The 25644-nt window shown below is 39.8% G+C and carries 26 protein-coding genes and 1 riboswitch; of the genes, 10 read left to right on the top strand and 16 right to left on the bottom strand.

The genetic code is table 11. The features are described from left to right. Positions 1-28: 28 nt before the first annotated feature. Positions 29-394: a response regulator gene (locus AC5WOE_RS10400; RefSeq protein WP_240875413.1), complete on the bottom strand. Its 366-nt coding sequence runs from the start codon at positions 392-394 to the stop codon at positions 29-31. A gap of 264 nt (positions 395-658) precedes the next feature. Here AC5WOE_RS10400 and AC5WOE_RS10395 point away from each other — a divergent pair, with 264 nt between their 5' ends. Then, on the top strand, positions 659-1576 hold the full coding sequence (locus tag AC5WOE_RS10395; protein WP_496050123.1) for a ketopantoate reductase family protein: 918 nt from the start codon (positions 659-661) through the stop codon (positions 1574-1576). Positions 1577-1590: 14 nt separating this feature from the next. Here AC5WOE_RS10395 and AC5WOE_RS10390 read toward each other — a convergent pair whose 3' ends face one another. After that, positions 1591-1896, bottom strand: coding sequence for a cytochrome C oxidase subunit IV family protein (locus AC5WOE_RS10390; protein WP_496050122.1), 306 nt, complete (start codon positions 1894-1896; stop codon positions 1591-1593). 554 nt (positions 1897-2450) lie between these two features. Then, positions 2451-3059 (bottom strand): TetR/AcrR family transcriptional regulator, encoded by a 609-nt coding sequence (locus AC5WOE_RS10385; protein ID WP_496050121.1) that lies wholly within the window; start codon positions 3057-3059, stop codon positions 2451-2453. 173 nt (positions 3060-3232) lie between these two features. Between AC5WOE_RS10385 and AC5WOE_RS10380 the strand changes: the two genes are divergently transcribed. Then, entirely contained in the window at positions 3233-4420 is a 1188-nt protein-coding gene (locus AC5WOE_RS10380; RefSeq protein ID WP_496050120.1) for an NAD(P)/FAD-dependent oxidoreductase, read from the top strand. 150 nt (positions 4421-4570) lie between these two features. Further along, positions 4571-5794 carry a cytochrome P450 family protein gene (locus tag AC5WOE_RS10375; RefSeq protein ID WP_496050119.1) on the top strand — a complete coding sequence of 408 codons (1224 nt, stop codon included), beginning with the start codon at positions 4571-4573 and terminating at the stop codon, positions 5792-5794. A 142-nt stretch (positions 5795-5936) separates the two neighbouring features. On the opposite strand, the gene AC5WOE_RS10370 is transcribed toward AC5WOE_RS10375, so the two are convergent. From AC5WOE_RS10370 to AC5WOE_RS10360, 3 genes are all read right to left on the bottom strand, one after another. After that, complete coding sequence (locus AC5WOE_RS10370) at positions 5937-6245, bottom strand: RDD family protein (protein WP_496050118.1); 309 nt, start codon at positions 6243-6245, stop codon at positions 5937-5939. 446 nt (positions 6246-6691) lie between these two features. Then, a complete protein-coding gene (locus tag AC5WOE_RS10365; protein ID WP_496050117.1) occupies positions 6692-7006 on the bottom strand; it encodes a hypothetical protein in 315 nt (104 codons plus the stop codon). Between the two features lie 61 nt (positions 7007-7067). Next, a complete protein-coding gene (locus AC5WOE_RS10360; protein ID WP_496050116.1) occupies positions 7068-7406 on the bottom strand; it encodes a hypothetical protein in 339 nt (112 codons plus the stop codon). 192 nt (positions 7407-7598) lie between these two features. On the opposite strand from AC5WOE_RS10360, the gene AC5WOE_RS10355 reads away from it, so the two are divergent. The 3 genes from AC5WOE_RS10355 to AC5WOE_RS10345 all read left to right on the top strand — a co-directional run bounded on the left by AC5WOE_RS10355 (position 7599) and on the right by AC5WOE_RS10345 (position 12657). After that, complete coding sequence (locus AC5WOE_RS10355) at positions 7599-8918, top strand: helix-turn-helix domain-containing protein (protein WP_496050115.1); 1320 nt, start codon at positions 7599-7601, stop codon at positions 8916-8918. 333 nt (positions 8919-9251) lie between these two features. Continuing rightward, positions 9252-9737 (top strand): GNAT family N-acetyltransferase, encoded by a 486-nt coding sequence (locus AC5WOE_RS10350; RefSeq protein ID WP_496050114.1) that lies wholly within the window; start codon positions 9252-9254, stop codon positions 9735-9737. A 355-nt stretch (positions 9738-10092) separates the two neighbouring features. Then, complete coding sequence (locus AC5WOE_RS10345; RefSeq protein ID WP_496050113.1) at positions 10093-12657, top strand: YfhO family protein; 2565 nt, start codon at positions 10093-10095, stop codon at positions 12655-12657. A gap of 208 nt (positions 12658-12865) precedes the next feature. Here the strand turns inward: AC5WOE_RS10345 and AC5WOE_RS10340 are convergent, their stop codons facing one another. Continuing rightward, positions 12866-13225 carry a beta/gamma crystallin-related protein gene (locus tag AC5WOE_RS10340; RefSeq protein WP_496050112.1) on the bottom strand — a complete coding sequence of 120 codons (360 nt, stop codon included), beginning with the start codon at positions 13223-13225 and terminating at the stop codon, positions 12866-12868. 193 nt (positions 13226-13418) lie between these two features. Further along, positions 13419-13563, top strand: a riboswitch (FMN riboswitch). A 167-nt stretch (positions 13564-13730) separates the two neighbouring features. Between AC5WOE_RS10340 and AC5WOE_RS10335 the strand changes: the two genes are divergently transcribed. Next, complete coding sequence (locus AC5WOE_RS10335) at positions 13731-14294, top strand: ECF transporter S component (protein ID WP_496050111.1); 564 nt, start codon at positions 13731-13733, stop codon at positions 14292-14294. A gap of 258 nt (positions 14295-14552) precedes the next feature. Here the strand turns inward: AC5WOE_RS10335 and AC5WOE_RS10330 are convergent, their stop codons facing one another. The 9 genes from AC5WOE_RS10330 to AC5WOE_RS10290 all read right to left on the bottom strand — a co-directional run bounded on the left by AC5WOE_RS10330 (position 14553) and on the right by AC5WOE_RS10290 (position 22693). Beyond that, complete coding sequence (locus tag AC5WOE_RS10330; protein WP_496050110.1) at positions 14553-14855, bottom strand: hypothetical protein; 303 nt, start codon at positions 14853-14855, stop codon at positions 14553-14555. Between the two features lie 72 nt (positions 14856-14927). Then, positions 14928-15230: a hypothetical protein gene (locus AC5WOE_RS10325; protein WP_496050109.1), complete on the bottom strand. Its 303-nt coding sequence runs from the start codon at positions 15228-15230 to the stop codon at positions 14928-14930. Between the two features lie 75 nt (positions 15231-15305). Continuing rightward, complete coding sequence (locus tag AC5WOE_RS10320; protein ID WP_496050108.1) at positions 15306-15608, bottom strand: hypothetical protein; 303 nt, start codon at positions 15606-15608, stop codon at positions 15306-15308. A 370-nt stretch (positions 15609-15978) separates the two neighbouring features. Next, positions 15979-17361 carry an NAD(P)/FAD-dependent oxidoreductase gene (locus tag AC5WOE_RS10315; RefSeq protein WP_496050107.1) on the bottom strand — a complete coding sequence of 461 codons (1383 nt, stop codon included), beginning with the start codon at positions 17359-17361 and terminating at the stop codon, positions 15979-15981. Positions 17362-17430: 69 nt separating this feature from the next. Then, positions 17431-19062, bottom strand: coding sequence for a CTP synthase (gene pyrG, locus AC5WOE_RS10310; RefSeq protein ID WP_496050106.1), 1632 nt, complete (start codon positions 19060-19062; stop codon positions 17431-17433). A 156-nt stretch (positions 19063-19218) separates the two neighbouring features. After that, complete coding sequence (rpoE, locus tag AC5WOE_RS10305; protein ID WP_496050105.1) at positions 19219-19680, bottom strand: DNA-directed RNA polymerase subunit delta; 462 nt, start codon at positions 19678-19680, stop codon at positions 19219-19221. Positions 19681-20080: 400 nt separating this feature from the next. Continuing rightward, positions 20081-20407, bottom strand: a complete 327-nt coding sequence (locus AC5WOE_RS10300; protein ID WP_496050104.1) for a luciferase domain-containing protein — start codon at positions 20405-20407, stop codon at positions 20081-20083. A gap of 36 nt (positions 20408-20443) precedes the next feature. Next, a complete protein-coding gene (locus tag AC5WOE_RS10295; protein WP_496050103.1) occupies positions 20444-21196 on the bottom strand; it encodes an SDR family NAD(P)-dependent oxidoreductase in 753 nt (250 codons plus the stop codon). A gap of 645 nt (positions 21197-21841) precedes the next feature. After that, positions 21842-22693, bottom strand: coding sequence for a helix-turn-helix domain-containing protein (locus AC5WOE_RS10290; RefSeq protein ID WP_496050102.1), 852 nt, complete (start codon positions 22691-22693; stop codon positions 21842-21844). Between the two features lie 123 nt (positions 22694-22816). Between AC5WOE_RS10290 and AC5WOE_RS10285 the strand changes: the two genes are divergently transcribed. From AC5WOE_RS10285 to AC5WOE_RS10275, 3 genes are all read left to right on the top strand, one after another. Continuing rightward, a complete protein-coding gene (locus AC5WOE_RS10285; protein ID WP_496052554.1) occupies positions 22817-23836 on the top strand; it encodes an aldo/keto reductase in 1020 nt (339 codons plus the stop codon). Between the two features lie 19 nt (positions 23837-23855). Further along, positions 23856-24488 (top strand): short chain dehydrogenase, encoded by a 633-nt coding sequence (locus AC5WOE_RS10280; RefSeq protein ID WP_496052553.1) that lies wholly within the window; start codon positions 23856-23858, stop codon positions 24486-24488. A gap of 413 nt (positions 24489-24901) precedes the next feature. Beyond that, on the top strand, positions 24902-25507 hold the full coding sequence (locus AC5WOE_RS10275) for an SPFH domain-containing protein (RefSeq protein WP_496050099.1): 606 nt from the start codon (positions 24902-24904) through the stop codon (positions 25505-25507). The last annotated feature ends 137 nt before the right edge of the window (positions 25508-25644 follow it).

The raw sequence follows: 25644 nt of genomic DNA, 5'->3' as shown, positions 1-25644 counted from the left end.
TATCATGTTGCTTCCACTACAACATTCATTATGACACAAGTTGACGAATCACTTCCGATCGTAACTCTTCAATATCAAATGGCTTTGTAAAATGAGCAAGTGCTCCTAATTTTGTCGCTTCATCGAGCATATCCAATTCTCCATAAGCAGTCATCATAATTACTTTGGAACGGCAAGATACCAATTGCAATCTTCTAAGCAGTTCCAGTCCATCCATCCCGGGCATTTTCATATCCAACAAAATCAAATCGGGGTCTTCCAAAGAAATGATATCTAAGGCCTGCTTTCCATTTGCCGCTTGAAAGACGACAACATCGTCTTTGGAAAACACTTCTTTAATTAAAATACGTATACCAAATTGATCGTCCACTACAAGTATCTTTTTAGGATTCATCTGCGTACCCATCCTCCTCCAAAACAACTCTTACCGATTTCCTTATATATGATCATTCTGTATTTTTCCTTATAACGGTATGGTTTTCCTCCTTTTTTGAATCCAGATATTTTATATAGGTCAATGAATCCCGCGAAAACCTTCAAGAAATAAGTCCTTTCTTTGAAAATTTCATTTCGGCGCATCCTAAATTAAGGTGTTCTTTTACGTTCAACCATGTACAATAACATTATTAAAGTTAAATTTATATAGGAGGGATGCTGTATGCGTGTCCTTGTTGTCGGCGCTGGTGCAGTTGGTGGCTACTTTGGCGGTCGCCTCGTAGAAAAAGGAGCTGACGTCACCTTTTTTGTTCGAGAACGCAGAAAACAACAATTAGAGACTGGGTTGGTTATACATAGTGTAAATGGAGATGCCAGCTTCCCTGTTTCTACGATCTCCCAAGGGGAATCTGCGCTGCCTTTTGATTTAATTATTCTCACTACAAAAGCATATCATCTCGACGAAGTGCTCCCTAGCCTTTCTCCTTATGTTGCAGAGCATACCACGATTCTCCCCTTACTCAATGGGATCGCCCATTTTGAAAAACTAAAAAATTTCTTCGGGTTCGAGCGAGTAATCGGCGGTTTATGTTTTATTGAATCTACACTGAATGCCAAAGGGGAAGTAGAACATTACAGTTCACATCACCGCATCGTCTTTGGTGAATTTGATGGCAAAAAAACAGATCGCATCCGGGCGATCGAAGATTTATTTGCTGGCGCAAACGTATCTGCTGAATCCAGTGACAATATCAACAATGAAATTTGGAAAAAATATATTTTTATCAGTGCAATGGCTGGAATGACATGCTTAACAAGAAGCAGTATTGGTCCTATTCTCAAGTCACCAAATGGCATCGAAACGTATGAACGCCTGCTTAACGAAATATGTGCAATTGGGAAAGACCAAGAAGAGACACTAGATGCGGATGTATGGAATCAAACGATGGGTCGGGTGCGAAGTCTCCCCGATGAAATGAAATCTTCCATGCTTCGTGACATGGAAAAAGGACTGCCGATCGAAACCGATCATTTTCATGGCACCTTGCTTCGGCTCGCCCCGGCAGATTTAGATGTACCGTTGTTAAAAACGATCTACAGTTCCCTTTCCATCTACCAAGCAACACAAGCAGCTAACTAATTAGCCGCTTGTGTTTACATCAAAATTAACCCAACAACTGAAATAACAGCGATAAGCAGACCTAAACTTATAAAAATGATCGGAAGTGTATGCCCCTTCTCATCAAGATGCATAAAGGTATAAAGCTGTAAAAATACTTGCACGGCAGCAGCACCGAGTATAATCCAAAATGTAGTCTTCACGGCAAAATGAGGGTAAGCTACGAGATAAAAGGAAAGTGCGGTAAACAGGACCATCCACAGAAAAGACCAAACAAAACGCGATGCAGATCGTTTTTTGTTGACATTCACATGGGCTTGCTTATTTAACGACGGTTCCACTTTATTGCCCCCTCTCCCTACAGTTGGAAGCGCTTACGATCATTATAACCGAATTCCAAATTTTAAAAAAGATGGTTAGCTCGATATATCGACCCTTCTCATTTCTATGAAAAATCTCATTAAGAGTTGAAATATCTCCATTAATTTATAAAATCCAGAAACAAAAAACACATGACAAAATGGGAAAAAAACGGATAGATCAATTGATCTAAACCGCATCTTGAAAATAGCTTCTTTTATAGGTAACTTCAACTGCTATAACTTATAGAATATTAGAATTATATTATCGTTTTAACAGCTAGTCCACTAGTGGTTGAACGGCAGCTTTATCGAAAATACATACCAAAAAATATCTCCTCTCTTTTAATCTATTATCAATATATGTCAGTTAAAAGAAGAATGATTGGCATTAATTTTGTTTATTTGGGGGTAAACAGCTCTACTGTTAAGGAAGGTTTTTTGTAGTGCACACAAGTGCCCATTACTGGCTTAAGACATAAATAAAAGGAAGTACTTGTTTTCTTAAGTACTTCCTTTTATTATTTTAAGAATATTCACTTTTTTAGACCAACAGCATACAAAGGACCATTAATTGATATTGTGGATATGATACGTGCCATTTCTTGAGGAGATTCTTTCCTGCCACTATTCAACCATTGTTGAATCACTCCGATGTAGGCCGATGATAAATAAGAAACCAAATATTGCCCTGGAACAAGTAAATCCTTCTCTTCCACTAAGTAGTTTGGATTCTTTTCCATTAGTATTTTCCATATAAAATCTTTTAGTTTGGTTTGGAAAGTAACATCTCCTTTTGGACCTAACACAGCCTTCATAAACCCGCTATTTTTATTTAGATATTCAAAGATAACAGAAATAGTCGTTAAAGTTGGTGAGTTAGTATGAAGTTCAGAAATAACTTTTGGGAAGTTATGTTTAGCTATCTCGGCCATCTCTGCTAGAATCTCTTCTTGAGATCTTGTCATTAAATCAAATTTGTCTTGATAGTGTGCATAAAATGTTCCTCTATTAATCTTTGCTTTTGTTGTAATATCTTTCACCGTAATGACTTCAAAGCCTTTTTCCTCTATCAACTCTACAAATGCCTCTCGAATAGCATCTTTTGTCCGAATAACACGCAAATCTGTATCCAATTTTCGCAAATTAGTTCTCCTCCTTAAAATTTAACAAACACAAATGAAGATAGTGTTCCATAAACAACACATCTTCCCTTTTTGATTATTGAACACAACGGCTTCAAAAATTATAATTCAAAGTGTAAAGAACAACGTGTTGTTTATTATTATAACCTAAAAATCAAGGAGGTTGAAGAGTAATGAACGACTTGACATGTATCATTATCGGAGGCGGCCATGCGGGGATTGGAGCGCTCAAATCAATAAAGGAAGAAACCCAGAACATGGCGAACGGACAGCGAATTCGGTTTGTTCTGTTGGACAAGCAGCCTGGTCATGTGCGCAAAATGCTGTTATTCCGGCCAGCCGTGGGCGAGGAAGAGATTACGATTCCTTGGACGCATTATGAGTTTTCAGAAGGAGTAGAATTCGTGCAAGGTACGGTTACGTCTATGGACAGTGGAGAAAAGCAGATTCGATATGAGGATGCGCAAGGAAATCAAGCCCAAATTCGTTATGACCTTTTAGTTGTGGCGGTCGGTAGTGTCGTTCGGCAACCTGATCCTGATCAGGGTGGCATTTCGTTAAATGATCTGCAAACCGCGGCAGTCATCCAGGAGCGCTGGCGTGCCAATCTACGGCAAGCTGTCCGTGAGACCAATCCGAAAGAACGAAAGAGACTGATGACAGTTGCAGTTGCGGGGGCTGGCATCAGTGGCATCGAGACATCCTCCGAGCTGGCACTGGAGATGCAAAAGGAAGCATCGTCACTCGGACTGAACCCGTCCGATATTTCTGTCTATTTGCTAAGTGGACAGGAACGATTGTTTATGGAAGGACCTGAGAAAGTTGGGCGAAAACTGGATCAGATACTCAGTGAATGTGGAGTGAAAGTGCTTTATAACCGCAAGGTAATGCGGGAGGAAACAGGAGTGGTGACGCTCAGCAATGGCGATCGTCTGCCAGTTGGTCTATGTATATGGACGATTGGTCTGATTCCGAATCCGGCCCTTCGTACTATAGGCTTGCCGCTTACTCCTGATGGCCAAGTGCTGGTGGATGAATCGTATCGCGTCCAAGGGGCGCCGGGCGTATACAGTATTGGTGACTGTGCGAGAATTGTCGATCCAAAAACCGGCAAAGCAGATAGGATGAGATGCGCAGAAGGTGGGTTACAGGCAGATCGAATGGGGAAAATCGTGATGGCTGATCTGGAGGGTCGTCCCGCGCCTGTTCACAAATCGATGATGGATTTCTTCTGCATTGGTCTGGGGAAAAATCGTGGATTGGTGTGGGGGCACAAATGGGGACTTGATATGGTTATAACGGGAAAGCTTGCGTGGAAATTCAGGAAGATCGCATGGGATGCAGGCAGTAAGCTTCGATAGTAGCAAAGAGATCAAGATTTCCATATTTCTAACAGTTTTTTGCGATTATCGTTAATATTATTTCCTTCTGTACAACCACAACCCAAACATTTGCCAATTTCGTTTGGAATAAAGATCAATGCGAGTAAGCATGAAGAGGGAGATCAAACTATGTCAATACAGAATCATGGAGCACCTCAACTCGATTTGTTTTCTTCTGACTTTAAAGGGAAAGCCTATTCTTTTTACGCAAAACTCAGGGGAGATGAGCCCGTTTATCGTTTTCTGCATCCTAACGGTCAAATTGCTTGGCTCCTTTCACGATACGAAGATGCACAGGCAATATTAAAAGACAATCAGCTTATTAAGAATCCATATGCAATGTTGAGCCAAGAACAGATAAACAAGATGATTCCTATGCTGGAAAGGGATATATTCATTAAACTTATGCTGAACTCTGATCCCCCAGATCATACCCGCTTGCGTAACTTAGTTCAAAAAGCTTTCACGCCAAAAATGATCGAGGAATTGCGTAGTCGAATTCAAGAGATCGCTGACACTTTACTAGATGAGGTTCAAGACAAAGGGAAAATGAATATAATCGATGAATTTGCTTTCCCTTTACCTATCATTGTCATTTGTGAGATGTTAGGAGTTCCTAGCGAAGATCGTGATCTATTCCGGGAATGGTCTGACACTCTAGTTGAGGCTGCTAACCTCCCCGAGAAAATGCGGGAGGCTCGCCCAACGGTTCAGTCTTTTATTCAATATTTGGGTCATCTGATTGGAGAGCGGCGAAAAGATCCAGCGGAAGACCTTGTGAGTGCCTTGATTCAAGCTGAGGAGGAGGGAGAAAAACTTACAGAAAATGAATTGTATTCGATGATTCTTTTGCTCATTGTTGCTGGACATGAAACGACGGTTAATTTGATTGGAAATGGTGTATTCGCTTTGTTGCAGCATCCAGAACAAATGGAAAAACTCAAGAGCAATCCTGAACTTATCTCCTCTGCGATTGAAGAAATATTACGTTTTTATGGGCCTGTAGAGTTAGCGACTAATCGATGGGCAGGTGAAGATATTCGGTTACAGGAGAAGTTGATACGAAAGGGAGAGATGATTGTAGTAGCTTTAGCTTCGGCTAACCGTGATAAGACACAGTTTCAAAATCCGGATCTATTTGATATTACGAGAAAAAATAACCGTCATCTTGCCTTCGGTATGGGGATTCACTACTGTATGGGTGCTCCGCTAGCACGACTGGAAGGTCAGATTGCCCTGCTCACTTTACTGCGCAGAATGCCTAATCTTCAACTGAATCCAGATGCTGAAACATTGAAATGGCGTCCCATTTATTTGATGCGTGGATTAATGGAATTACCAGTTGTGTTTTAATGTTTGGAGTAGATTCAGCTCTACGCAAAATGACCCCGACAGCCAAATCATATTCCAATCTACGAAAAATTGATAGTTGTGAATATCACCCTTATGCTAAGAAAGGAGTATCTTCCTGAAGATACTCCCCTGTTTGGTCTTGTTATAGGACTGCCGTACCTGCTACCCAGTCATAAACATTTTTCGTCTTTTTATTAATAAAAGGAGTTATTAAATATATTATTATTGCAAAGTTGGCAGCACTTAAGATCACTTGAATGCTGAGTACAGAAAAGTCAGTCGGAAGAATTAATCTCCATATGCTAAAGTGAGCAGCCTCCCAAGGAAGGAACTTGACAGCTGTTCGAAAAACGGATCGACCGATTCCAATACGCTTATCATCATGGTCAACCACACGGATACCCATTTTCCTTTTCCCGAATGTTCCTTGCCATTTAGAACATTCGCTCAAAATAAAAAAGCCGTCTTCCGACGACTCAAATCTATATTTTTTTGATTACATTCGGGAGCCTGGACAGTAAATAAACACTGACCAGACTTTGAATTGAGGTGACCGAGTCACCTTGTTGCGAGGGTCATGACTCGCCGTGACTGGTTGAATTGCCACAGCAACGCCCCCACTGTCGACAGGGGACGCAGTTGGGGTTCAAACAACCGCACTGCGTGATCATCAGAATGACCAGCTCAAGCTCCATGGTGACCTTCCTCAAGTCATCAGCACCACTGTGGGGTACTGTATAATTTCATTATAATGCAAAACTAACTATTAAAAAAAGATATCCTGTATGAAAATAAATTATCTATAAAAAGGTTCTTCTTTGAATGAAAATAGAAATAGACCCATCCCATGATGAGCCTAATCAAGTTTTCCACTAAAACCATCGTTAAGTATGGACATCATGCCTCATCTTTTTCTTTACACCTTAAAACCTTCTCAAACTCAACGATATTATTTTCGGTTTGGCTTAATCCAGAGCGGTATTGATCTGTCGCTTGTTTAATCGCCTCATTTGCTGTATCCATGCTGGGATACGGTCCGATCAACTGAGGCGGGATACTGAGCGGTGTAGGGCGATGATCATATACAGCAAGATAAACGTAGTCGGGTGGAGTTTCTGCAATCGTTGTTTTCAACTCAGGAAATTCCTCATACGCCTCATCTTTTGTTAGGATTTTATACGTTTTTTCCGTAAGGGATGAAAACCTACCCATCGATCCAGCTCCTTTGTAGCGAACATGCTTTAAACAGATTCTACAATACATAGCAGATCTCCTACTCTTCGCTGGTTGGATGCGCATAGGCATCATAACTCATCCCGAAAATCGTGGTTTTCCCATCGCGTAAATCTACTAATTTTAAGTCCAGTAGATCTATTTCGATCTTCTTTGCTCCATACTCTGCTGGGATTTCAATGATAATCTTCGCCAGTGACTTTTTCTCTTCTGATAACCTCTTATCTGATCTTTCCACATAGCATTCCATTTTCATCTCGGTTGGATTTAATAAAAATTCATGAACGTGATAAAATCTATACCTTCTATCTTGCTTTAAATCTCGAACGTACTGTTGTACGGAACATTCTTCACCTTCCACAATAAGCCGCATCGACATTTCTCCATTCCTCCTTATGATAAGTGATTCCCTGTTAATAGTTTATGAGTATTATAAAAATTCAGCAAATACTATCTTTATTCATTTAGATGCTGCTTATTATGTAAATAATTGCAATATATCTAATAATTCTGGTAAGATGAGCAGAACAAAATTTACCAATAAACTGTTCTATAAAAGGATGGATGAAAAATGAGGAGAGATATCGTCGGAGCGATTTTAACAAAAGAAAGAAAGCGCTTAAAATTAAACCAGCAAGAAGTTGCTGATAAGATGGAGTTAGGGAAGACGACCATCAGCTATATGGAAAGAGGACTTCCCACTGTAGGCGATGACCGCTATATACAGTATTCACAATTTCTGGGGATAGCGGAGGAGTTATTTGGAGTGGTGGATGAAGCTACAGAAAGAGAACGATTTGTTTTGGAGGAACTGCTTCATATTGAGGATATTGTAATGGGTAATCCAGATGAGGCTTTGCTTCTATTGGAAGAATTGGATGTGGATATGTTTCAAACTGCGAGAGTTTTTGCTACTTTTTTAAAGGGAAGAATTGCTTTTGAACTCCAAAAAAGAGAAGAATCAAGAGCACTGTTCAAGCAAGCATTACTTGGTTTAGATGAATGCACAGACTTAGCCCATTCTAATCTACACGCAATTTGTTTAAACGATCTAGGACGTTTAGCTTTTTATGAAGAAGACTACCAATCAGCACTAGAACACACGGAAAAAGCTATTGAAGCATTTGATGATAAGTATGAAAGAACCTATTACAAGCCTTATCTATATCTCAACAAAGTAATTTATTTAGAAGAATTAGGGAGAGATGAAGAAGCATGTAGGGAACTAGAAATTCTTTATAAACACATTGACAAATTTAAAGAAAATATTGCATCTGTCATTCAGATTCATGAACGGTATGCAGCACTACTCTTAAAATCAGGACAACCCTTAAAAGCGTTAGAATACGCTAAAAAAGGACACCAACTAGCTAGAAAAAATGAAGAGCATCGAAGATTATTTTCGATATGGACACTTATAGGGAATATCCATGTTGCTTTAGGTGGATTTCAAGAAGCACAAATTTGCTATAGAAAAGCTCTTGCTTTTTCTAAATATGTTTCCGATATCCCAGATCGTATAGGAAGAACCCACCTTAACTATGGAAAATTATTAATTTCATTAGGAGATAACCAAAAAGCGGAGCAACAACTTTTAAATGCAATTAAATTTTTCAGAGAAGTAAAAAGCAAAGAAGTGTATTTAATAGAAACCTTAATTACACTTGGTCATTTGAAAAAGGATAAGCATCTATTTCGGGAAACAGATAAAATTATGTCGAATGATGAGAGTATTCATGGTGTGTCTGTTGACATTTTTCTGAAAATATGTGATTTTTATGAGAGTGAAGGTAACGAACAAAAATTTAAACATTATCAAAACTTGATGTATAAGAAATTGAAGGAGGGCTTTTCAAATGACAATGTATGGAGATGGAGATCCTCTAGGTAACAATCATCTTGAAAATGATGACGATCCAATGGGCAAAATCATATAATAAAATTCAACCAATAAATAGCATTCCTTCTAATTAGACAAAGTCAATACCTTATCCAAGGAGGAGTTGGCATGATCTTTCACGGAGGCAGCAGAAACGACGGCGATCCAGCACGTAAAAACAATTAAGAGAAAAACTAATAATATATCATCCCCTCTAATGAGACTGGGTTCTGTTTAGAGGGGATTTTCAATAGTAACTTGAGATCGTTCACCTAATATAGAGTTTAGAATATTGCCGCAATGACTTGCACAATTTGAAAAAAGTTTTCCGGAGGGTTGAATCAGATGATTATCACTAAACTAAATCAAAATCTGATACAAGACGTAGAGCAACTAATGAGACTAGGCTCCCCGTTTGTCCGTGCACGATCACAGTCCGATTATTGGCTATATGCCCACCTTTTCGCCTCGTCATGTCTAGTCGCGATATGCGAAGAACAAGTCATCGGAGTAGTTATCGCTTTTCGAAGTCAGGAGAATCCCAGTGAAGTATATGTTCAAGATTTAATGATTCATCCAGAGCATCGCAAAAAGGGGATTGCAAAAGAGATTATGGCTAGAATTCGGGCAAGAGCCATAGAGTGGGGTTGTGCTCGTCTATGGCTGACATCGGAGGCCGAGAATACAGCTGCGCATGCTCTTTGGACAACCATGGGATTTCGGAACATAGCAGGGGATAAAGTAGTCCATGGTGTATCTGTAAAAACTGGATTTAAAGGCCGTGGTAAGGATCGTGCAGTCTATGAACTTTCTCTGCAAGATGATAGATAAGGTATAGGGATGTTGAGTTGATCAAGCTCCAAAAGGAATCTCTTTATATAAAATTGAACTTAAGAGCAGTTTCGGATAGCGGACGAAATGATGGTAGTCAAGCAAGTATAAATAATTAACCCAATAAATTAAACCAAAAAACACTCTACTTTGATATGAAGTGCTTCCATAATAATCTGTATTCAAGTTTGTACAAACTAGATAAGAGCAAATAATACAAGTCCTCAAAAAAGTGGATTTCCTTCTTAGTAAACATTGTAAACACATATTATTCTGTATGGTGATATACTCTGCTTGGAAGGATTTTTTTATTTATAATCTTCAGTATCATTTTAGGAAAGTGAGAGAGGACAGATTGAAAGAAGCAACAACCAAAAATCCGTCTGCCTCAGAAAGCCTTTGGTGGAAGGACAATAAAACATATGCCATGCTATTGGCGTCCATCTTGACAATTGTTTGCATGTGTCTAAGCGGTATCCTGCGGGGTTCCTTCCCTTTCGGTGATATCACCCGAAGCGTTAATGACTTAGGGAACCAATTTGTACCCGTACATACTTACTACTGGGATTTACTGCATGGCAAAGCAGAGGGCGATCTGTTTTTCAACTGGCGAAGTGCATTTGGGACAAGCCTCTATGCGGATTTTGTTACTTATTTAAGCAGTCCATTTGAATTATTGGTCTACTTTTTCCCCCGAGATAAAGTCAATCTTGCAGTATATGTCATTACACTGCTTAAATTAGCCTCTGCTGGAGCAGCTATGAGTTTTTATCTGTCTTCTTGGAAAAAAGGATCTTGGGCATTTGCTGGATTGTTAGGTGCTTCTTATGCACTCTGTGGATGGGCAGTCGATGACAGTGCTTTTGTACCTATGTGGTTAGATGGATTGATCGCTTTTCCGCTCATTTGTTTAGTCGGGCATTGGACACTTGAAGGAAGACGCATTTATTTGGGGATATCTTTGGCAGCTCTCTGTTGGATCGCAAACTTTTACACGGCATATATGGCTACGCTCGGAGCTGTCATCGTAATTCTCATCCGGATGTTTACGATGGAAATGACAGCGAAGCAAAGAGGGATGGTGCTTCTTCGTGGTGCTGGGAGGCTGATACTTGGTATAGGAATCGCTTCTCCTCTCATCTTCCCGATCCTAAAAGCGACTTCTATCGCGCAGCCTACTTTGACCAAACCATTTGAAGCAGTACCATGGACGCATCTGCTCTCACGATTATTCCCTGCTACAGAAGGGATTGGATTAAGTCCCAGTATTTTTGTCGGCACACCAGCTCTTCTGCTAGCACTTGTCTTTCTCTTGCAAACGAACACAGCCTTGCGTACAAGGTTGATTTGGTCAATAACAACCTTAGTTGTCCTGCTGTCGTTTCAGTGGAACCCAACACAATTACTTTGGCATGCTTTTGCCAAGCCAAATGGCAGCTCATTTCGAGAGGCATTTATCTTTTGCGGTCTCTTGACCATGCTCGCTTGGATGGCTGTCCAGCATTTGAAAAAGACCAACCTTCTGTCTTTACTAGGAGCCAGCCTCCTATATGGACTGCTCATGGTGATTACCCGGAAAAGTCCACTGCTAACAGATATTACATTTGCCCTTGTCGGGGCAGTAGCCGTTGTCACCATCGTTGCACTTGGGATGATCTTGTTTTCCCTTTCCAAACAAACATATATCTGGGGAGCAATAGCTGTCTCTTTGATCATACTTGGGTTCGCCACAGAATCTTCTCTATCGTCTGTGGTGGTAGACCAAATTCGGTATAAAAGATTCACTTCCACTCCTGAATGGGGAAGCTGGCATGATCAAGTCAGACAGCAGATCGTTGCAAATCAAAACTGGCCAACCTACCGGACGGAAACCGGGACAGCTTTCATAGCCAAAAATGATCCTTGGCTTTTAGGGGGACAAGGGATTGTCTACTATAGCAGCTTAACGATGAAAGATACAACAAAATTGGTTACAGATTTAGGATTTGGCTGGGATCGATGGGGCAGAGGATTACTCAGCATGGACAATGAAGTTACAGATGCCATTTTCTCTGTTGGCAGAAGAATCATGACAACTGTTGACTCAGATGGTTCCATTCAAGTACATACAAAAAAACAAGCAGTTCCCCCACTTGTTACCGTACATGCAAATATGCCTGTTACTACCAAGCCAACATCAAATGTTTTTCAAAACCATGAGTTATTTTTAGGGACGAACATATATGATATCCCAAAACCGAAGTTCATCACTTCAAAAGATACAGCTCCAGTACGTCAAACCAAAACAGCATATATCCTATCAGCGCAAACCAATGGAAAACCGGGCACTTATACCCTACAGACTGCTTGTAAACCTAGGTCGATTGTCTATCTGTATACCCCATATCTCTATGGAAATGCGAGACTTACGAATCAGCAAACAGACGTAAAAATGCAGGGTTCAAACGCCTCTATTCGCTCACCTATCGTGAAACTAGGAAAAACACCTTCTACTGGTCAAATAGCTGTTATCCTCCACACCTACCGAGGTGGTGAGATGGGAAAACAACCGATTGCTTGTATGGATCAATCAAAATTCGATCGTACAGTAACACATTTACAAACAACAGGAGCCACTCGTGTGGAAGCATCGGCTCACTCCATCACTGCGACATTGCCCAAGGGAAGTACGGGTTCAGCTATTATTTCCATTCCCAATGCCCCGGGCTGGAAGTGTTCTAGTGGGAACGGAGAAGACAAGCAGCCAAAAAGTTTTTTGGGCCTGATTCGTATACCGATTGAAAAACATACAAGTTCCATATCATGTGAGTACACACCACCCGGATTATGGACAGGGATACTCTTAGGACTACTATCACTTGTGATTATTTTGCTATTACCTTTGCGCAAGCATATCATCCATTTTAAACGAAAGAAATGAAAAACAGTCCAAACAGAGCATTTTCTCTGTTTGGACTGTTTTTATCCGTCAATATAAATAAATCTTAGGGATGAAAATTTGTCATTGAACTCTTTAGGCAAACTGGCAATTTTCCCACCTTTAATGAGTTTAGTTCCAGTTTTTCAAACCCCTTTATTTAAACTCTTTTATATAGGCAATTTTGTTTAAAAACAATAAAAGCTGCTACTTACTTAATTTGAATGGACGTAATTTTGTTATCAAACATACGAGGTATACTGCCCTCACTACAAGATTTGTCTACCAAAAAACTTCCTTCCGCACCTTTATAATTAGCATCATTATAAAATATCATCTTCTTACCTGGTGCCAATTTCACCTTGAAAGAAGATGTTTTATTATCAAATTTGTATTTCTTCAAATCCTTCACACTATGGCAAAACGACACTGATTTCCCTCTGAAATTTTTGTATTGATACAACGTGAAACAATTTTTTGATGCATGAGCTGGAGCTGCATGAGTATAACTTGGTAATGCAACAGCACCGAGTAATGCAAGAGCGAATACAAAAGCAATAATTTTTTTCATTTCTACACCTCTTTCTTTAAACTCTTATATATTATAAGACTATTACAGTTAAAAATAAATTCAAAAAAGTAAAATAAGTATGACTATAATTACTTAAATCCTCTACGTAAAATAAAGTGACTCTGGTGTAAATTCGTCAACATATTGACAATATTATCTTTATCTATATAATAAAAACGTATAAACTTCATATGGTATCCTTCGGGGCAGGGTGAAAATCCCGACCGGCGGTGATGGTTATTTAACCTCAGTCCGTGACCCGAGTTGGCATGTGCCAAAGCGGTGGATTCGGTGCGATTCCGAAGCCGACAGTATAGTCTGGATGGGAGAAGGATAAGGAAACAGAGCAAAAAAATGATGTGTACTTGCTCTTGTTTCGATGTGCTTTTTTTCTACGTAAAAAAAGCCTGTTTCGTTATGAAATCAAACCCCCGAAAGCAAAGTCTTTTGGGGGTTTTTTATGTCCCCGAAGACCAGCTGAAAGTAAAGAAAAAGGAGAATTATTATGCAAACACGCAAGCTGGTCCTAATGTCTGTTTTAACGGCAATTGCATTACTCATGCAGTATCTGAATTTCCCATTACCACTTTTTCCTTCATTTTTGAAAATCGATTTTAGCGAAATTCCTGCGTTGATTGGAGCCTTTCTCTTTGGCCCACTTTCTGGCGTGCTTATTGAGTTTCTCAAAAATGGATTGCATTTTCTCTTGTCAGGAAGTGAAACCGGTGCTGTCCCACTAGGACAAATGGCCAACTTTGTCGCCGGCAGTCTCTTTGTGGTCACATCTGTAGGGATTAGCAAAAAGATCACGGGGCTCAAAGGTATGATCATCGGTACAACCATCGCAACTATCTTGATGACCGTATTGCTAACCATAGCCAATTACTTTGTCATCTTCCCTTTGTATAGTTATTTGATCAACTGGACAGTCACAGGTGAAGCAAAAAATATACTAATATTTTACGGAGTAGCTCCATTTAATCTCTTAAAAGGTGTCTTAATTGGTGTGTTATTTATCCCACTCTACCAAAAGTTATTTCCAATATTATCTCTACAAGCAAGAAGATAACATTGCATTTTATGTGAATTAGCCTCTCAGATCTGAGAGGCTTTGTTATTCTCCTCAAATTGTTTAAAAGTGTCATCTAACTTTAATCACCAACACAAGGGCTTTGACATAAAAAAAGCATCCCATCAAGTTGTCTTTCTTGATCAACTTTTGGGATGCACATCTTTTATTTTTGTAACCGCCCGCTTACTTGTTCCTTCCAAATCTTGATACGATGACACTTCTACACTTCCTAACTAACCCTCTACCAAATCCATACTATCTGCTGGCTACGTGTGGTTTCACTTCAGGTTTTACTTCTGGATGCACTACATCTTGAGGCTGAACATTTGGAGCTACCAAAGGAGCTACTTGTGGCTTCACTTCAGGCTTTACTTCTGGATGTACAACATCAGCAGCTTGAGGTTGTACATTTGGAGCTACTACAGGTACTACTGTTGGTTGTACATTTGGTTTCACTTCAGGATGAAGAACATCTGCATGGGAGATTGCTGGTAGAGCTGGGATTGCAAATCCAATTGCTAAAGCAGAAACCGCAATAAATTTTGTGAATTTTTTCATATAAAACCACTCTCCTAAATTTAATTGTTTTCATTTCGTATCCTGACGGTGACACTACACTTTAAACAAAAATTATCTGCCGGCTACGTGTGGTTCAACTTGAGGTTTTACTTCTGGATGCACTACATCTTGAGGCTGAACATTTGCAACTACGAATGGTGCTACTTGTGGCTTCACTTCAGGCTTTACTTCTGGATGTACAACATCAGCAGCTTGAGGTTGTACATTTGGAGCTACTACAGGTACTACTGTTGGCTGTACATTTGGTTTCACTTCAGGATGAAGAACATCTGCATGAGAGATTGCTGGTAGAGCTGGGATTGCAAATCCAATCGCTAAAGCAGAAACCGCAATAAACTTTGTAAACTTTTTCATATTAAACCACTCTCCTAAATTTAATCGTTTTCATACCTATATGGCTTCGGTGATACTTTCTAATCTAAATCAAAATTATCTGCCAGCTACGTGTGGTTCAACTTGAGGTTTTACTTCTGGATGTACAACATCTTGTGGCTGAACATTTGGAGCTACCAAAGGTGCTACTTGTGGCTTCACTTCAGGCTTTACTTCTGGGTGTACGACATCAGCAGCTTGAGGTTGTACATTTGGAGCTACTACAGGTACTACTGTTGGTTGTACATTTGGTTTTACTTCAGGATGGATAACATCTGCATGGGAGATTGCAGGTAGAGTTGGGATTGCAAATCCAATTGCCAAAGCGGAAACTGCAATAATTTTTTTAAAATTTTTCATATAAAACCACTCCTAAAATTTAATTGTTTTAATTCCTAACTTGATTATAGCAGGCGAAACCATAGAAAATACAAGTAATTGTGAATAAAAATCAAAAAAATCAAATTTTCACTAATAAATATTTAATTACATTTAATATTATTTTTTTAAAAATAATCATTTATTTTTTAGTATTTTTCTTTTGATAAAGATATATTTTATTCTAAATATGATTGAAAATATTTCTAAATCGGCCTAAAACCAGTAAACGACTACTGAGAACAATGGAATAAAAAAAAGACCGATATCTATTTTAATCGGCCTGTTACTTTACACGATTTGGTTTGATCGAGAGATTGTATGAGAAGTCTGCCCTGCTTCCATTTAAATTTTACCTAGGATTTGAAGCAGTCATGAAATTCTTTTCTTTCCAAGTGCGGTTCAAATACATACCAACATATAAACCACTTGCTGCTGCCTGTGAGAGGGAATGGGTAACACCTGAGCAATCTCCAACTGCATACAACTGGGGTATATTTGTTTCAAAATAGGAATTGGTTGTCACTTCTGTTGCGTAAAACTTGGCATCTATCCCATAGAGCAATGTATCCTTATCAATCGGTACACCTAATAGCACTTCTAAACAACTCATAAATTGTTGCAGCATATGAAGATATAAGTTTGGAACTTCTTGAAACAAATTTCCCCCATCCGCATCGAGCGTTGGGATGACGCTATTTTGCTGAATGGCAGAGAGAGAAGTGGCTTTCCCTGCTATAAAATCTCCCCACCGTTGCACGACTATGCGATCTATTCCTTGATTGATTCGTTCAATAACCGAACGAGCATAACTGTCTGCTTCCCCAGTGGTGGAAAAATAACGAGGAACAAACAAAGTGAAGTTCAAATTAGAGGTAGCCCCATCTCCTCGCTCCCGGTAATTTTGACCATCCGGCATGACCAATCCTTCTTGGTACTTGCGGATAATCCTTCCCTGGGGGTTCATGCAATACGTAGCAGCAATATATTCTCCTGCCTGATAAACGAGTTTCGTTTCAAATGTATCCTGTAAAATGGAATGAAATTGCTCTGCTTTCATTTCTACTCTTATTCCAAGATCTAAACGAGTTTGGCTGGGAGTGATTCCAAATGACTGCCATATCTGATTCAGCCAATCTGTACCTGAACGGCCAGTTGCGATTACCACTCGATCCGAGAGAATCGTTTCTTGAGCTGTAGAGATAATAAATTGATTTTTTTGTTGATAAATCGAAGTAATATCACACTGAAAGCGAAAATCAATCTTATTTTCTAGGTAATCATATATTTGTTGAAGTACTTCGATTGATAACTTTGTCCCCAAGTGCCTCACTTCTGTAGAAATCACCTTTAAACCTGCTTCTTCTGCCCGCTGGGACAGCTGAGGATCATAAGTAGTATAGGCATGTACTTTGTTCCCTCCAAATCGGCATAAAGTTTCATCTACTCTGTGCATCAAAGACCGAAATACCTCTGATCCCACCTTCTGCTCCAACTGACCTCCAAAACCATTGGAATAATTAAATTTACCCTCTGATTTCCCCAACCCGCCAAAACCATAGTAGGTGTCACAGACATCACAATTACAAGGATTCCCTTGATTCTTTGGACAAGATAGTCGATCTGCTAACTTTTTTCCCCGATCCAACAATACTACTTTCTGACCGCTGCTTGCTAATTCATAAGCTAGAAAAACTCCTGCTATCCCTGCTCCAATAATCGCTACATCGTACAAAGTTTTGTCTCCCCTCTGAAACAGAAAGACCATCTATCCGAAGTGACAGATGGTCTTAACTGTTTTTTCTTAAGAATTACTTTTGATCATTGCTTTTTCACCAAGCTTGCATTTTAAAGCTGCTGCGACAAAATCGCGGAATAATGGCTGCGGGCGATTTGGACGGGAAGTAAATTCCGGGTGGAATTGAGAAGCTACAAACCAAGGATGGTTTTTGTATTCTACAATCTCCACGAGACGTCCATCTGGAGAAGTACCAGAGAAGACATACCCTGCTTGCTCCATTTGCTCCTTGTATTGATTATTAAATTCATAGCGATGGCGGTGACGTTCATAGATTAAGTCATCATGGTAAGCATTTGCAGCTAACGTTCCTGCTGTTATTTTACAAGGATACAAACCAAGACGCATGGTTCCACCTAAGTCTTCGATATCTTTTTGTTCTGGAAGCAGATCGATGATAGGATAGGCTGTATTTGGATCGATCTCAGAACTATGTGCACCTGCAAGGTTCAATACATTGCGGGCACCTTCAATACACATCAACTGCATTCCCAAGCATATACCGAGGAAAGGAATTTGCTTCTCTCTAGCAAAACGAGTAGCGATAATTTTTCCATCGATACCACGATCACCAAAACCGCCAGGAACCAGAATCCCATCAACATCTCCAAGTAATTTTGCTACATTCGCGTCTGTTACTTCTTCCGAATTTACCCATTTGATGGAAATATCACTATTGCTTTCAAAACCAGCATGTCTCAAAGCTTCAGCAACACTTAAATAAGCGTCAGGCAGAGAAACATATTTCCCCACAATCGCGATATTTGTTTCATGTTTCAAGTTTTTCACTTTTTGAACGAGTGCTATCCATTCAGTCATGTCAGCAGGACCAGCATTTAACCCTAAGTGACGGACAACAATTTCATCCAATTTTTCTTCTTGAAGCATAAGTGGCACTTCATAAAGGGTATCTGCGTCGAGAGCTTCAATCACCGCTTCACGATCAATATCACAAAATAAAGCAATTTTCCGTTTCATTTCTTCGGATAGAGAGTGCTCAGAACGGCAAACAATCACATTTGGCTGAATTCCAATACTGCGAAGTTCTTTAACGCTATGCTGCGTTGGTTTTGTTTTTAGTTCTCCACTTGCTTTCAACATGGGAACCAATGTGCAATGGATATACATCACATGCTCACGACCAACTTCACTTTTAATCTGACGGATTGCTTCGAGAAATGGAAGACTCTCAATATCTCCGACAGTACCTCCGATTTCCGTTATCAAGACATCTGCTCCAGATTCTTTGGCAGCACGAAAAGCACGGTCTTTTATCGCATTTGTGATATGTGGAATAACTTGAACAGTAGCACCTAAGTAATCGCCGCGGCGTTCTTTATTAATGACACTTGAATAAATTTTCCCTGTCGTTACATTACTGTTTTTGCTGAGATTAATATCAATAAAACGCTCATAATGGCCTAAATCTAAATCCGTCTCTGCTCCATCATCGGTAACAAAAACTTCCCCATGCTGATAAGGACTCATTGTCCCAGGATCGACATTTAAGTATGGATCGAACTTTTGGATTGTTACTTTTAAACCACGATTTTTAAGTAATCGCCCTAATGAAGATGCAGTTATACCTTTCCCTAAGGAAGAAGCCACTCCACCAGTTACAAAGATATACTTGGTCATGTTCATATCCTCCCATTTGCTATGATTCCCAATAAAATAGAAAAAACGCCCTCAGTATGAGAGGCGTTTCGTATTTCCACAGTTATTCGCTCTTGTGGAGCCCAACAAGTATTTTATAGAAGGAACTATGCTTTGTCAATAAAGCATTTGCGTGTTCTAATATTCTTCTTCTTCCTCTTCTTCTTCCTCTTCTTCTTCGTCGTTTCCAAAACCATTGACATCTTCTTCGTCATCATCAAAATCGTTATCGCTCTCTAATTCGTCGATTTCATCGGTGAAATCGTCGTCATCCGAACCAAATAGGTCATCATCATCCAATTCAGCGTCGTAGTCATCTTTCACATTTGCAACGATCGCAGAATCTGTAGACTGTTCGATTGGATACCAATGTTTTAGACCCCATAAACTTCTTCCAACACAAACAAAACGTCCATCAATATTGATCTCCGTATAGAGTTGAGCGATGTATTGCTCGATATCCCGCTTGGTAAACCCCTTTCGATTTCCCACTGAATCCAAGATATTGCGATAAAGTTGAGGTTCTCCTAATGATTTCAAGTGATCATATGCTAAATCGACCATAGCCGTTTCGCGAATTTTTTCTGTTACATTTGCCATTCTCCGCTCATCCCCTCTAAATAAAGCTCGTATCACCTATTGTATCCAAATTGGGAACCAAGTCAAACTAGATGTATATAAATCCTCATAAAGAAAGATGATAGGACTTTTTGAAACTTTATTCCAAGCCCATCTTACCTGAAATCATCAGGATATTTCTACCCGACTATTTGAAATTTGATATCCACATTTCTTTAAAAAATTGTACCCAACCACCTCTATTCACATCATCCTAAATAATCACCATCTCAAAACAAAAAATGAATTGATTGATTTCACCCTAAAACGAATTTCCTCAGTTAACAAGAAAAAAGAGAGCCAAATACAGCTCTCTCATTCAAATACAACAGCATTTCATATTCATACATGAAATTAATTAAAACTACAGCCACCTAAAAAATTAGGAACCATTTCTTTTTTCCATCAGGTATTCATACTTGAAGTGCAAAAGTTCGACTGCTTTGATAATATCCTTATCAGACTTCAAATATATAGATACCCAATTCGAATCAGGAAACATGTGATGAGGTTGTGCAAGTCTGGCGGCTACTGCTTCCTCTCGTTTAGATTTTGGCAAGAGTAGATCAACCAGATAATCCCCGTGCAAATGCCCAATTTCTTTTCCTTCAAAAAGGAACTCAATTCCGCCAAATCGGTGAGGTCCAACCTTTACTCCAGGCCATGAAAGTAATTCATCGACTAGGACTTCCCTTCGAGCGATTGTCATCTGGTCATTCACCCTTTCTGATCATCCAGATTTTCGTTACTCCATAGCAAATCCACCATTTACTGGCGTATACGTACCAGTCACGAATTGGCTGTCATCACTAGCAAGGAATGCAATTACACCTGCAATATCACTGGGCTTCCCGATGCGGCGCAGGGGAGTAAAGCTGCTGATTGCTTGTTTTACTTGATCAGGTAAAAAGGCTGTCGCATCCGTTTCCGTTGCACCAGGGGCAACAACATTAGCCGTAATCCCCATCGGACCGAACTCATGGGCAATGTATTTGGCAAACGTGTCCACTGCACCTTTTGCTGTTCCATGGGCCAACATCCCGGAATCCGGATATTTTCCTAAACCAGCTGAAATATAAATAATTCGTCCGTATTTTTGTTCGCTCATGGAAGATATCACCGCTTTTGTCATAAGAAATGCCGATTTCAGTTCTTCATTTACCTTCTGGGAAAAATCGTTCCAAGTCATCTCAGAAAATGGCAACATAACAAAGGGAATATTTGCATTATTCACCAGAATATCAATATGACTGGAAAACGTATCTCTTGCAAACGACACAAGAGCGTTGACCTGTTCTTCATTTCGAACATCCGCTTGAAAAGCGACTGCCTCACCACCAATTGCACGTATGTCTGCCAAAACTTCCTCTGCTGCCTCTTTATTTCTTAAATAGTTTACGACTACCTTCGCACCACGTTGAGCTAGTAATTTTGAAACAGCAGCACCTATACCACGCGCACCGCCCGTTACAATCGCTACTTTGCCATTCAGATTCATTTTTTCATTTCTCCTTTTTTGGTTCGATTGGTCACTCTCATACTAGATTTTATTTCAACCTTTTCAACCAAGAAGCAAGAGCTTTCCCAACCTCATCAGGTGCATCTTCCATTGGATAATGAATTCCCGGCACCGTGACTTCTGTCTGTTCAGGCCAACTGCGGCAAAAATCCAAGTGAGATTGTGGAGTTCTTCCTTGTTCTGTATGAAGGAATAGTTTTGGAATAAGAGTGTGTATCTCGTTTTATTGTTGACTTATCTACCATTATTTATGTTGTTACCTGCAATCCTTGTTTTGATGTAACTCCTCTCTCTAATTAGTTGACTAGTAAACTATATAGAAAGCATACTGTTTTTTTGTTGATTAGTCAACTAAAAAATCATAAAAAAAAGAGAATTATAGAGTATGGTGTTTAGGGACCAATGAAACAAGAAACTAGAAAAAATATTACTGGCAATAAAATAACTAAGACAAAACGACGATTATGTCGTGTTAGCAGTATAGGATTTCAAATAATGCCAGTAAATAATATTACTACAAGAAATTGTCTTCCTAAATTTATAGCAAATCGTCCGATATCCATCATAACGAAAGAAGTTAAAAAATCTATAAACGGAAGAATCAAATAAACATTAACATGGTGACTATCGGAATTGGAGGACAAATTCACGTGGGGTGAGCCCTACTATACGTTTGAAATGGCGGTGTAAATGACTTTGATCACTAAAACCTAGCGAGACAGCAACTTCATAAACAGGTTTTCCAGTGAGTAGCAATTTTTGTGCCCTGCGTATTCTTTCCCGAATGATATATTGATGCGGCGAGAACCCTGTAGCCTTTTTAAATAGCCGTGCTAAATGAGAAGCACTTATATTTGCAGCTGTGGCAATTTCATCTAAAGTAATATCTTGCTCTAGCATTTCGTGTATATATTCTAAGGCACGGTTTAATTGATTGTGAGCGAGTTGCTGAGGACTCGATCTCAGTTGTTTAGAAGTTGTGCCATAATGATGAAGTAAATGAACAACCAGCATATGAATAAGCGAATCTGTATATATTTTTCCACCCAGGCTGTTATTTTTTAAATCCTCGAACAACCACTGAGCGAACTGAACCACACGCTCATCACCTAATCGAATATACCTTCCGAAATCCATGGTAGTGCTCCCAAGAGGAAACTCCAGTTCAGCAGAGACCTTTTTGATCAACGAAGGTGGCAAATCGAGTCGGAGAAAAGAAAGATCTTCTTCCCATCTACAAAAAGACATGTCACCAGCTGAAAAAATGTTGATGTCATTTGGTTTTGCTACCCCTTCTTTGTGATATCCATCTGCTTTCTCCAAGACTCTTACAGCTTTAGGAGTGGTATGAATAACGATCAAATGATCGGATAACGCTGGTTCAAATGCTTCTTGTGGTGATACACCTTTCCAACCAGACAATTTTATAAAAGACGAACCAAAAGCATCGCTAGATATAATAGGAGTATTCGGCAAAATAAAACCTCCAATGAGAGAGCATTTTATACCAAATCAAGATTGTTTTGTACAAGAAATAAACGACTACCTTTCTATAAAATAAGCTTAACACAACAAAAGGTAATCATGGAGGTACAAGAAATGAAATATACTCGACTCGGACAATCTGGATTAATCGTATCGAAACTCGCATTTGGTGCGATGACTTTTGGCACAGGAGATATTCCAAGTGTATATAAAGTAGCAGAAGAAGAAGCGCAAAGAATGGTAGACAAAGCTCTGGATGAAGGCATTAATTTTTTTGATACAGCAGATGCATATGCTGGTGGACAAAGTGAAGAAATGTTGGGCCGCCTCCTTCGTTCACGTCGTAAAGAGACAATCATTGCTACGAAAGTCGGGAACCGTGTTGGTTCAGGACTTACTCAAACAGGATTATCCCGCAAGCATATTTTCAATTCTGTGGGAGACAGTTTAACTCGATTAAACACGGACTATATTGATTTGTATATCGTTCATAAAACAGATCCATTCACTCCACTTGAAGAAACATTAGAAGCACTAAACGACCTTGTCCGCCAAGGAAAGGTACGTTATATTGGCTTTTCGAACTGGCCTGCATGGATGGCTGCACAAGCATTTCAAATGCAAAAGGACCGTGGATGGGCAACATTTATAAACGGTCAAATGTACTATTCCTTGATCGGACGGGATATTGAACATGAGATTACACCTTTCATGCAAAATAGTGGAATTGGCCTTACGGTTTGGGGTCCATTGGCTGGGGGATTCCTAAGTGGCAAGTATACACGGGACAATCTAAATGATCCAAATAATAGATTGAGTGGCTTTGATCTTCTCCCTCATGATAAAGAATGGGGCTTTACCGTCTTAGATACCGTCCAAGAAATTGCTAAAAAGCATGAAGTAACAGCGGCACAGGTGTCCATCGCATGGCTGTTGGCCCAATCACATGTGAACAGTGTATTGCTCGGAGCTAGTAAAACTTCTCAATTAGCAAATAATTTAAAAGTTGTAGAACTAGAATTAACAGAAGAAGATATCGCAAAACTTAATCATTTGACCCGTCCTCAATCTCTTTATCCAAACTGGTTTACAGAGATACTCTTAGATACACAAGTTGTAGAGGCTCTCAAATAAAAATCCATAGGAGGTTGAAATGAAAACAGTAATGGTAATTGGAGCAACTGGGATTATTGGTAGTGCAGTTGCTCATGCTCTTGAAACGAAAAAATATGAAGTAATACGTGTGTCACGCAGAGGAACGATTAAAGTAGATTTAGAAGATCCATCCTCGATTGAGACTCTTTTTGCATCTGTTTCTAACATAGAAGCAATCGTAGTCACAGCGGGAAGTGGCACGTTGAAACCATTTGCACAAATTACAGAAGAAGATTTCACAAATGGTATGAAAAGTAAGGTGTTGGGACAAATTGCTCTCTTACAATGTGCTGCCAATCATTTACTGGATGGAGGGTCGATCACCCTAACAAGTGGCAATATGTTCGAGAACTTGATTCCAGGAAGTTCGGTAAGTGCATTTGTGAACAATGGACTTAATGGATTCGTTCGTGCTGTGGCTTCAGAGCTGCCGCGAGGAATCCGAGTCAATATTGTCAATCCAGGCTGGGTAAAGGAGTCACTGGAGGGAATGAGTTCGAATGTCCGAAGGAGCTTAGGTTTAGAAAACGTAATGGGAACCGCTGCAAGTGAAGTGGCACCAGCATATGTTGAGTCCATTGAAGGAACGGCACAAGGAAAAATAATCACACCACAGAACGGTAAACAATGAAAGGTCTTTAGGTTGTTAAAGTATATTCCATAGGTTATTTCAACAATTTAATCCGAAAAGTTATAAATTATCAGGAAAGAAAGCAAATTTTCACTACAATAGGAAAGTGAAAATTTGCTTTCTTTGGGTTAGACGTAGGTTCATAGATGTAAAGCTAGAGCGTCGGCAGAAATAGTTTTACCCAGACAATGGATTAAAAGATTTTATTGCCAGCAACGTTTATTCCAGTTTCTTATTCCACTACTCCTCAAAATATATAAATTTCCCTTTTTTCCTTTTATTTCATCTAATTCACACCGTTAATTATTGGTTATCACTAAGATTTTCTTTTTCTGAAATATATAATTTTATGTAATTATGATAAATTAAAAGTAAGAAACAAACAGTCACCCGCTTCTAGATGGGAGCAACAAATGCGCATGCTTACCAGCATCGTCCCGGCCGTCGCTGGAAGCATTGGGTTCATCGCTCCAGCCTTCCAGTGCTTCAAGTCCATACGACAGGGCAAAATAGGGATAAAGTTCCGGTCAGGGAAAGTCGTCGAGAACAAGGACGGCTCAACCAAGATATTTGGGCCCGGCACCCACCCGAAATGGCCTGTCATCGACAACATCAGGACGATCTTCGTCAATCACACGAAAATCTATGACCCTCAGGTCGTGCTGCTTCGAGATAACACTCAGTTTGAGGTGAGGGCGAGCGTCCAGTATCAAATCATCGATCCGCGAAAGGCATTGGTGGAGATCGAAGACGTTCAAACGAGTCTGGAACATCTGTGTATGACCAAGGTACAAGAGGTACTCTCGGTACGAACATTGGAGACCCGAGAGAAGGTTGCCGACGCATTGTTGGCAGCTGTAGAGGAAGACGCTAAAAAATGGGGCGTCGAGTTCCAACGCTTCCATATCATCGACTGGCACGGTGTCGGGAACACGGACAAGATCATGTCGATGAAACCGAGAGCAGAAGCCTCTGCCAAGGGATTCAAGGTGTTCTTGAGGACATTGTTCTCTAGGTAGCCCCCTGTCGACGAGGACAACTGCGTAAGTGAACATTTACATCCCTCAAAGATCGGTGCACTGGGCGGGATCGAGGAGTCCTGGCTTCTCTTCCGTTCAAAAAGACCTGATCTCCATCCGCAAGGACAGAGATCAGG

The organism is Shimazuella sp. NTD248 (assembly GCF_059510395.1).
This window is presented reverse-complemented; position numbering and strand designations above follow the sequence as displayed.

Coding starts and splice junctions, on each gene's coding strand:
- AC5WOE_RS10350 (WP_496050114.1), top strand. CDS start 9,252: ATGATTATCACTAAACTAAATCAAAATCTGATACAAGACGTAGAGCAA.
- AC5WOE_RS10285 (WP_496052554.1), top strand. CDS start 22,817: ATGAAATATACTCGACTCGGACAATCTGGATTAATCGTATCGAAACTC.
- pyrG (WP_496050106.1), bottom strand. CDS start 19,062: ATGACCAAGTATATCTTTGTAACTGGTGGAGTGGCTTCTTCCTTAGGG.
- AC5WOE_RS10280 (WP_496052553.1), top strand. CDS start 23,856: ATGAAAACAGTAATGGTAATTGGAGCAACTGGGATTATTGGTAGTGCA.
- AC5WOE_RS10360 (WP_496050116.1), bottom strand. CDS start 7,406: ATGTCGATGCGGCTTATTGTGGAAGGTGAAGAATGTTCCGTACAACAG.
- AC5WOE_RS10330 (WP_496050110.1), bottom strand. CDS start 14,855: ATGAAAAAATTCACAAAATTTATTGCGGTTTCTGCTTTAGCAATTGGA.
- AC5WOE_RS10375 (WP_496050119.1), top strand. CDS start 4,571: ATGTCAATACAGAATCATGGAGCACCTCAACTCGATTTGTTTTCTTCT.
- rpoE (WP_496050105.1), bottom strand. CDS start 19,680: ATGGCAAATGTAACAGAAAAAATTCGCGAAACGGCTATGGTCGATTTA.
- AC5WOE_RS10335 (WP_496050111.1), top strand. CDS start 13,731: ATGCAAACACGCAAGCTGGTCCTAATGTCTGTTTTAACGGCAATTGCA.
- AC5WOE_RS10400 (WP_240875413.1), bottom strand. CDS start 394: ATGAATCCTAAAAAGATACTTGTAGTGGACGATCAATTTGGTATACGT.
- AC5WOE_RS10295 (WP_496050103.1), bottom strand. CDS start 21,196: ATGAATCTGAATGGCAAAGTAGCGATTGTAACGGGCGGTGCGCGTGGT.
- AC5WOE_RS10355 (WP_496050115.1), top strand. CDS start 7,599: ATGAGGAGAGATATCGTCGGAGCGATTTTAACAAAAGAAAGAAAGCGC.
- AC5WOE_RS10365 (WP_496050117.1), bottom strand. CDS start 7,006: ATGGGTAGGTTTTCATCCCTTACGGAAAAAACGTATAAAATCCTAACA.
- AC5WOE_RS10300 (WP_496050104.1), bottom strand. CDS start 20,407: ATGACAATCGCTCGAAGGGAAGTCCTAGTCGATGAATTACTTTCATGG.
- AC5WOE_RS10325 (WP_496050109.1), bottom strand. CDS start 15,230: ATGAAAAAGTTTACAAAGTTTATTGCGGTTTCTGCTTTAGCGATTGGA.
- AC5WOE_RS10275 (WP_496050099.1), top strand. CDS start 24,902: ATGCGCATGCTTACCAGCATCGTCCCGGCCGTCGCTGGAAGCATTGGG.
- AC5WOE_RS10395 (WP_496050123.1), top strand. CDS start 659: ATGCGTGTCCTTGTTGTCGGCGCTGGTGCAGTTGGTGGCTACTTTGGC.
- AC5WOE_RS10320 (WP_496050108.1), bottom strand. CDS start 15,608: ATGAAAAATTTTAAAAAAATTATTGCAGTTTCCGCTTTGGCAATTGGA.
- AC5WOE_RS10340 (WP_496050112.1), bottom strand. CDS start 13,225: ATGAAAAAAATTATTGCTTTTGTATTCGCTCTTGCATTACTCGGTGCT.
- AC5WOE_RS10380 (WP_496050120.1), top strand. CDS start 3,233: ATGAACGACTTGACATGTATCATTATCGGAGGCGGCCATGCGGGGATT.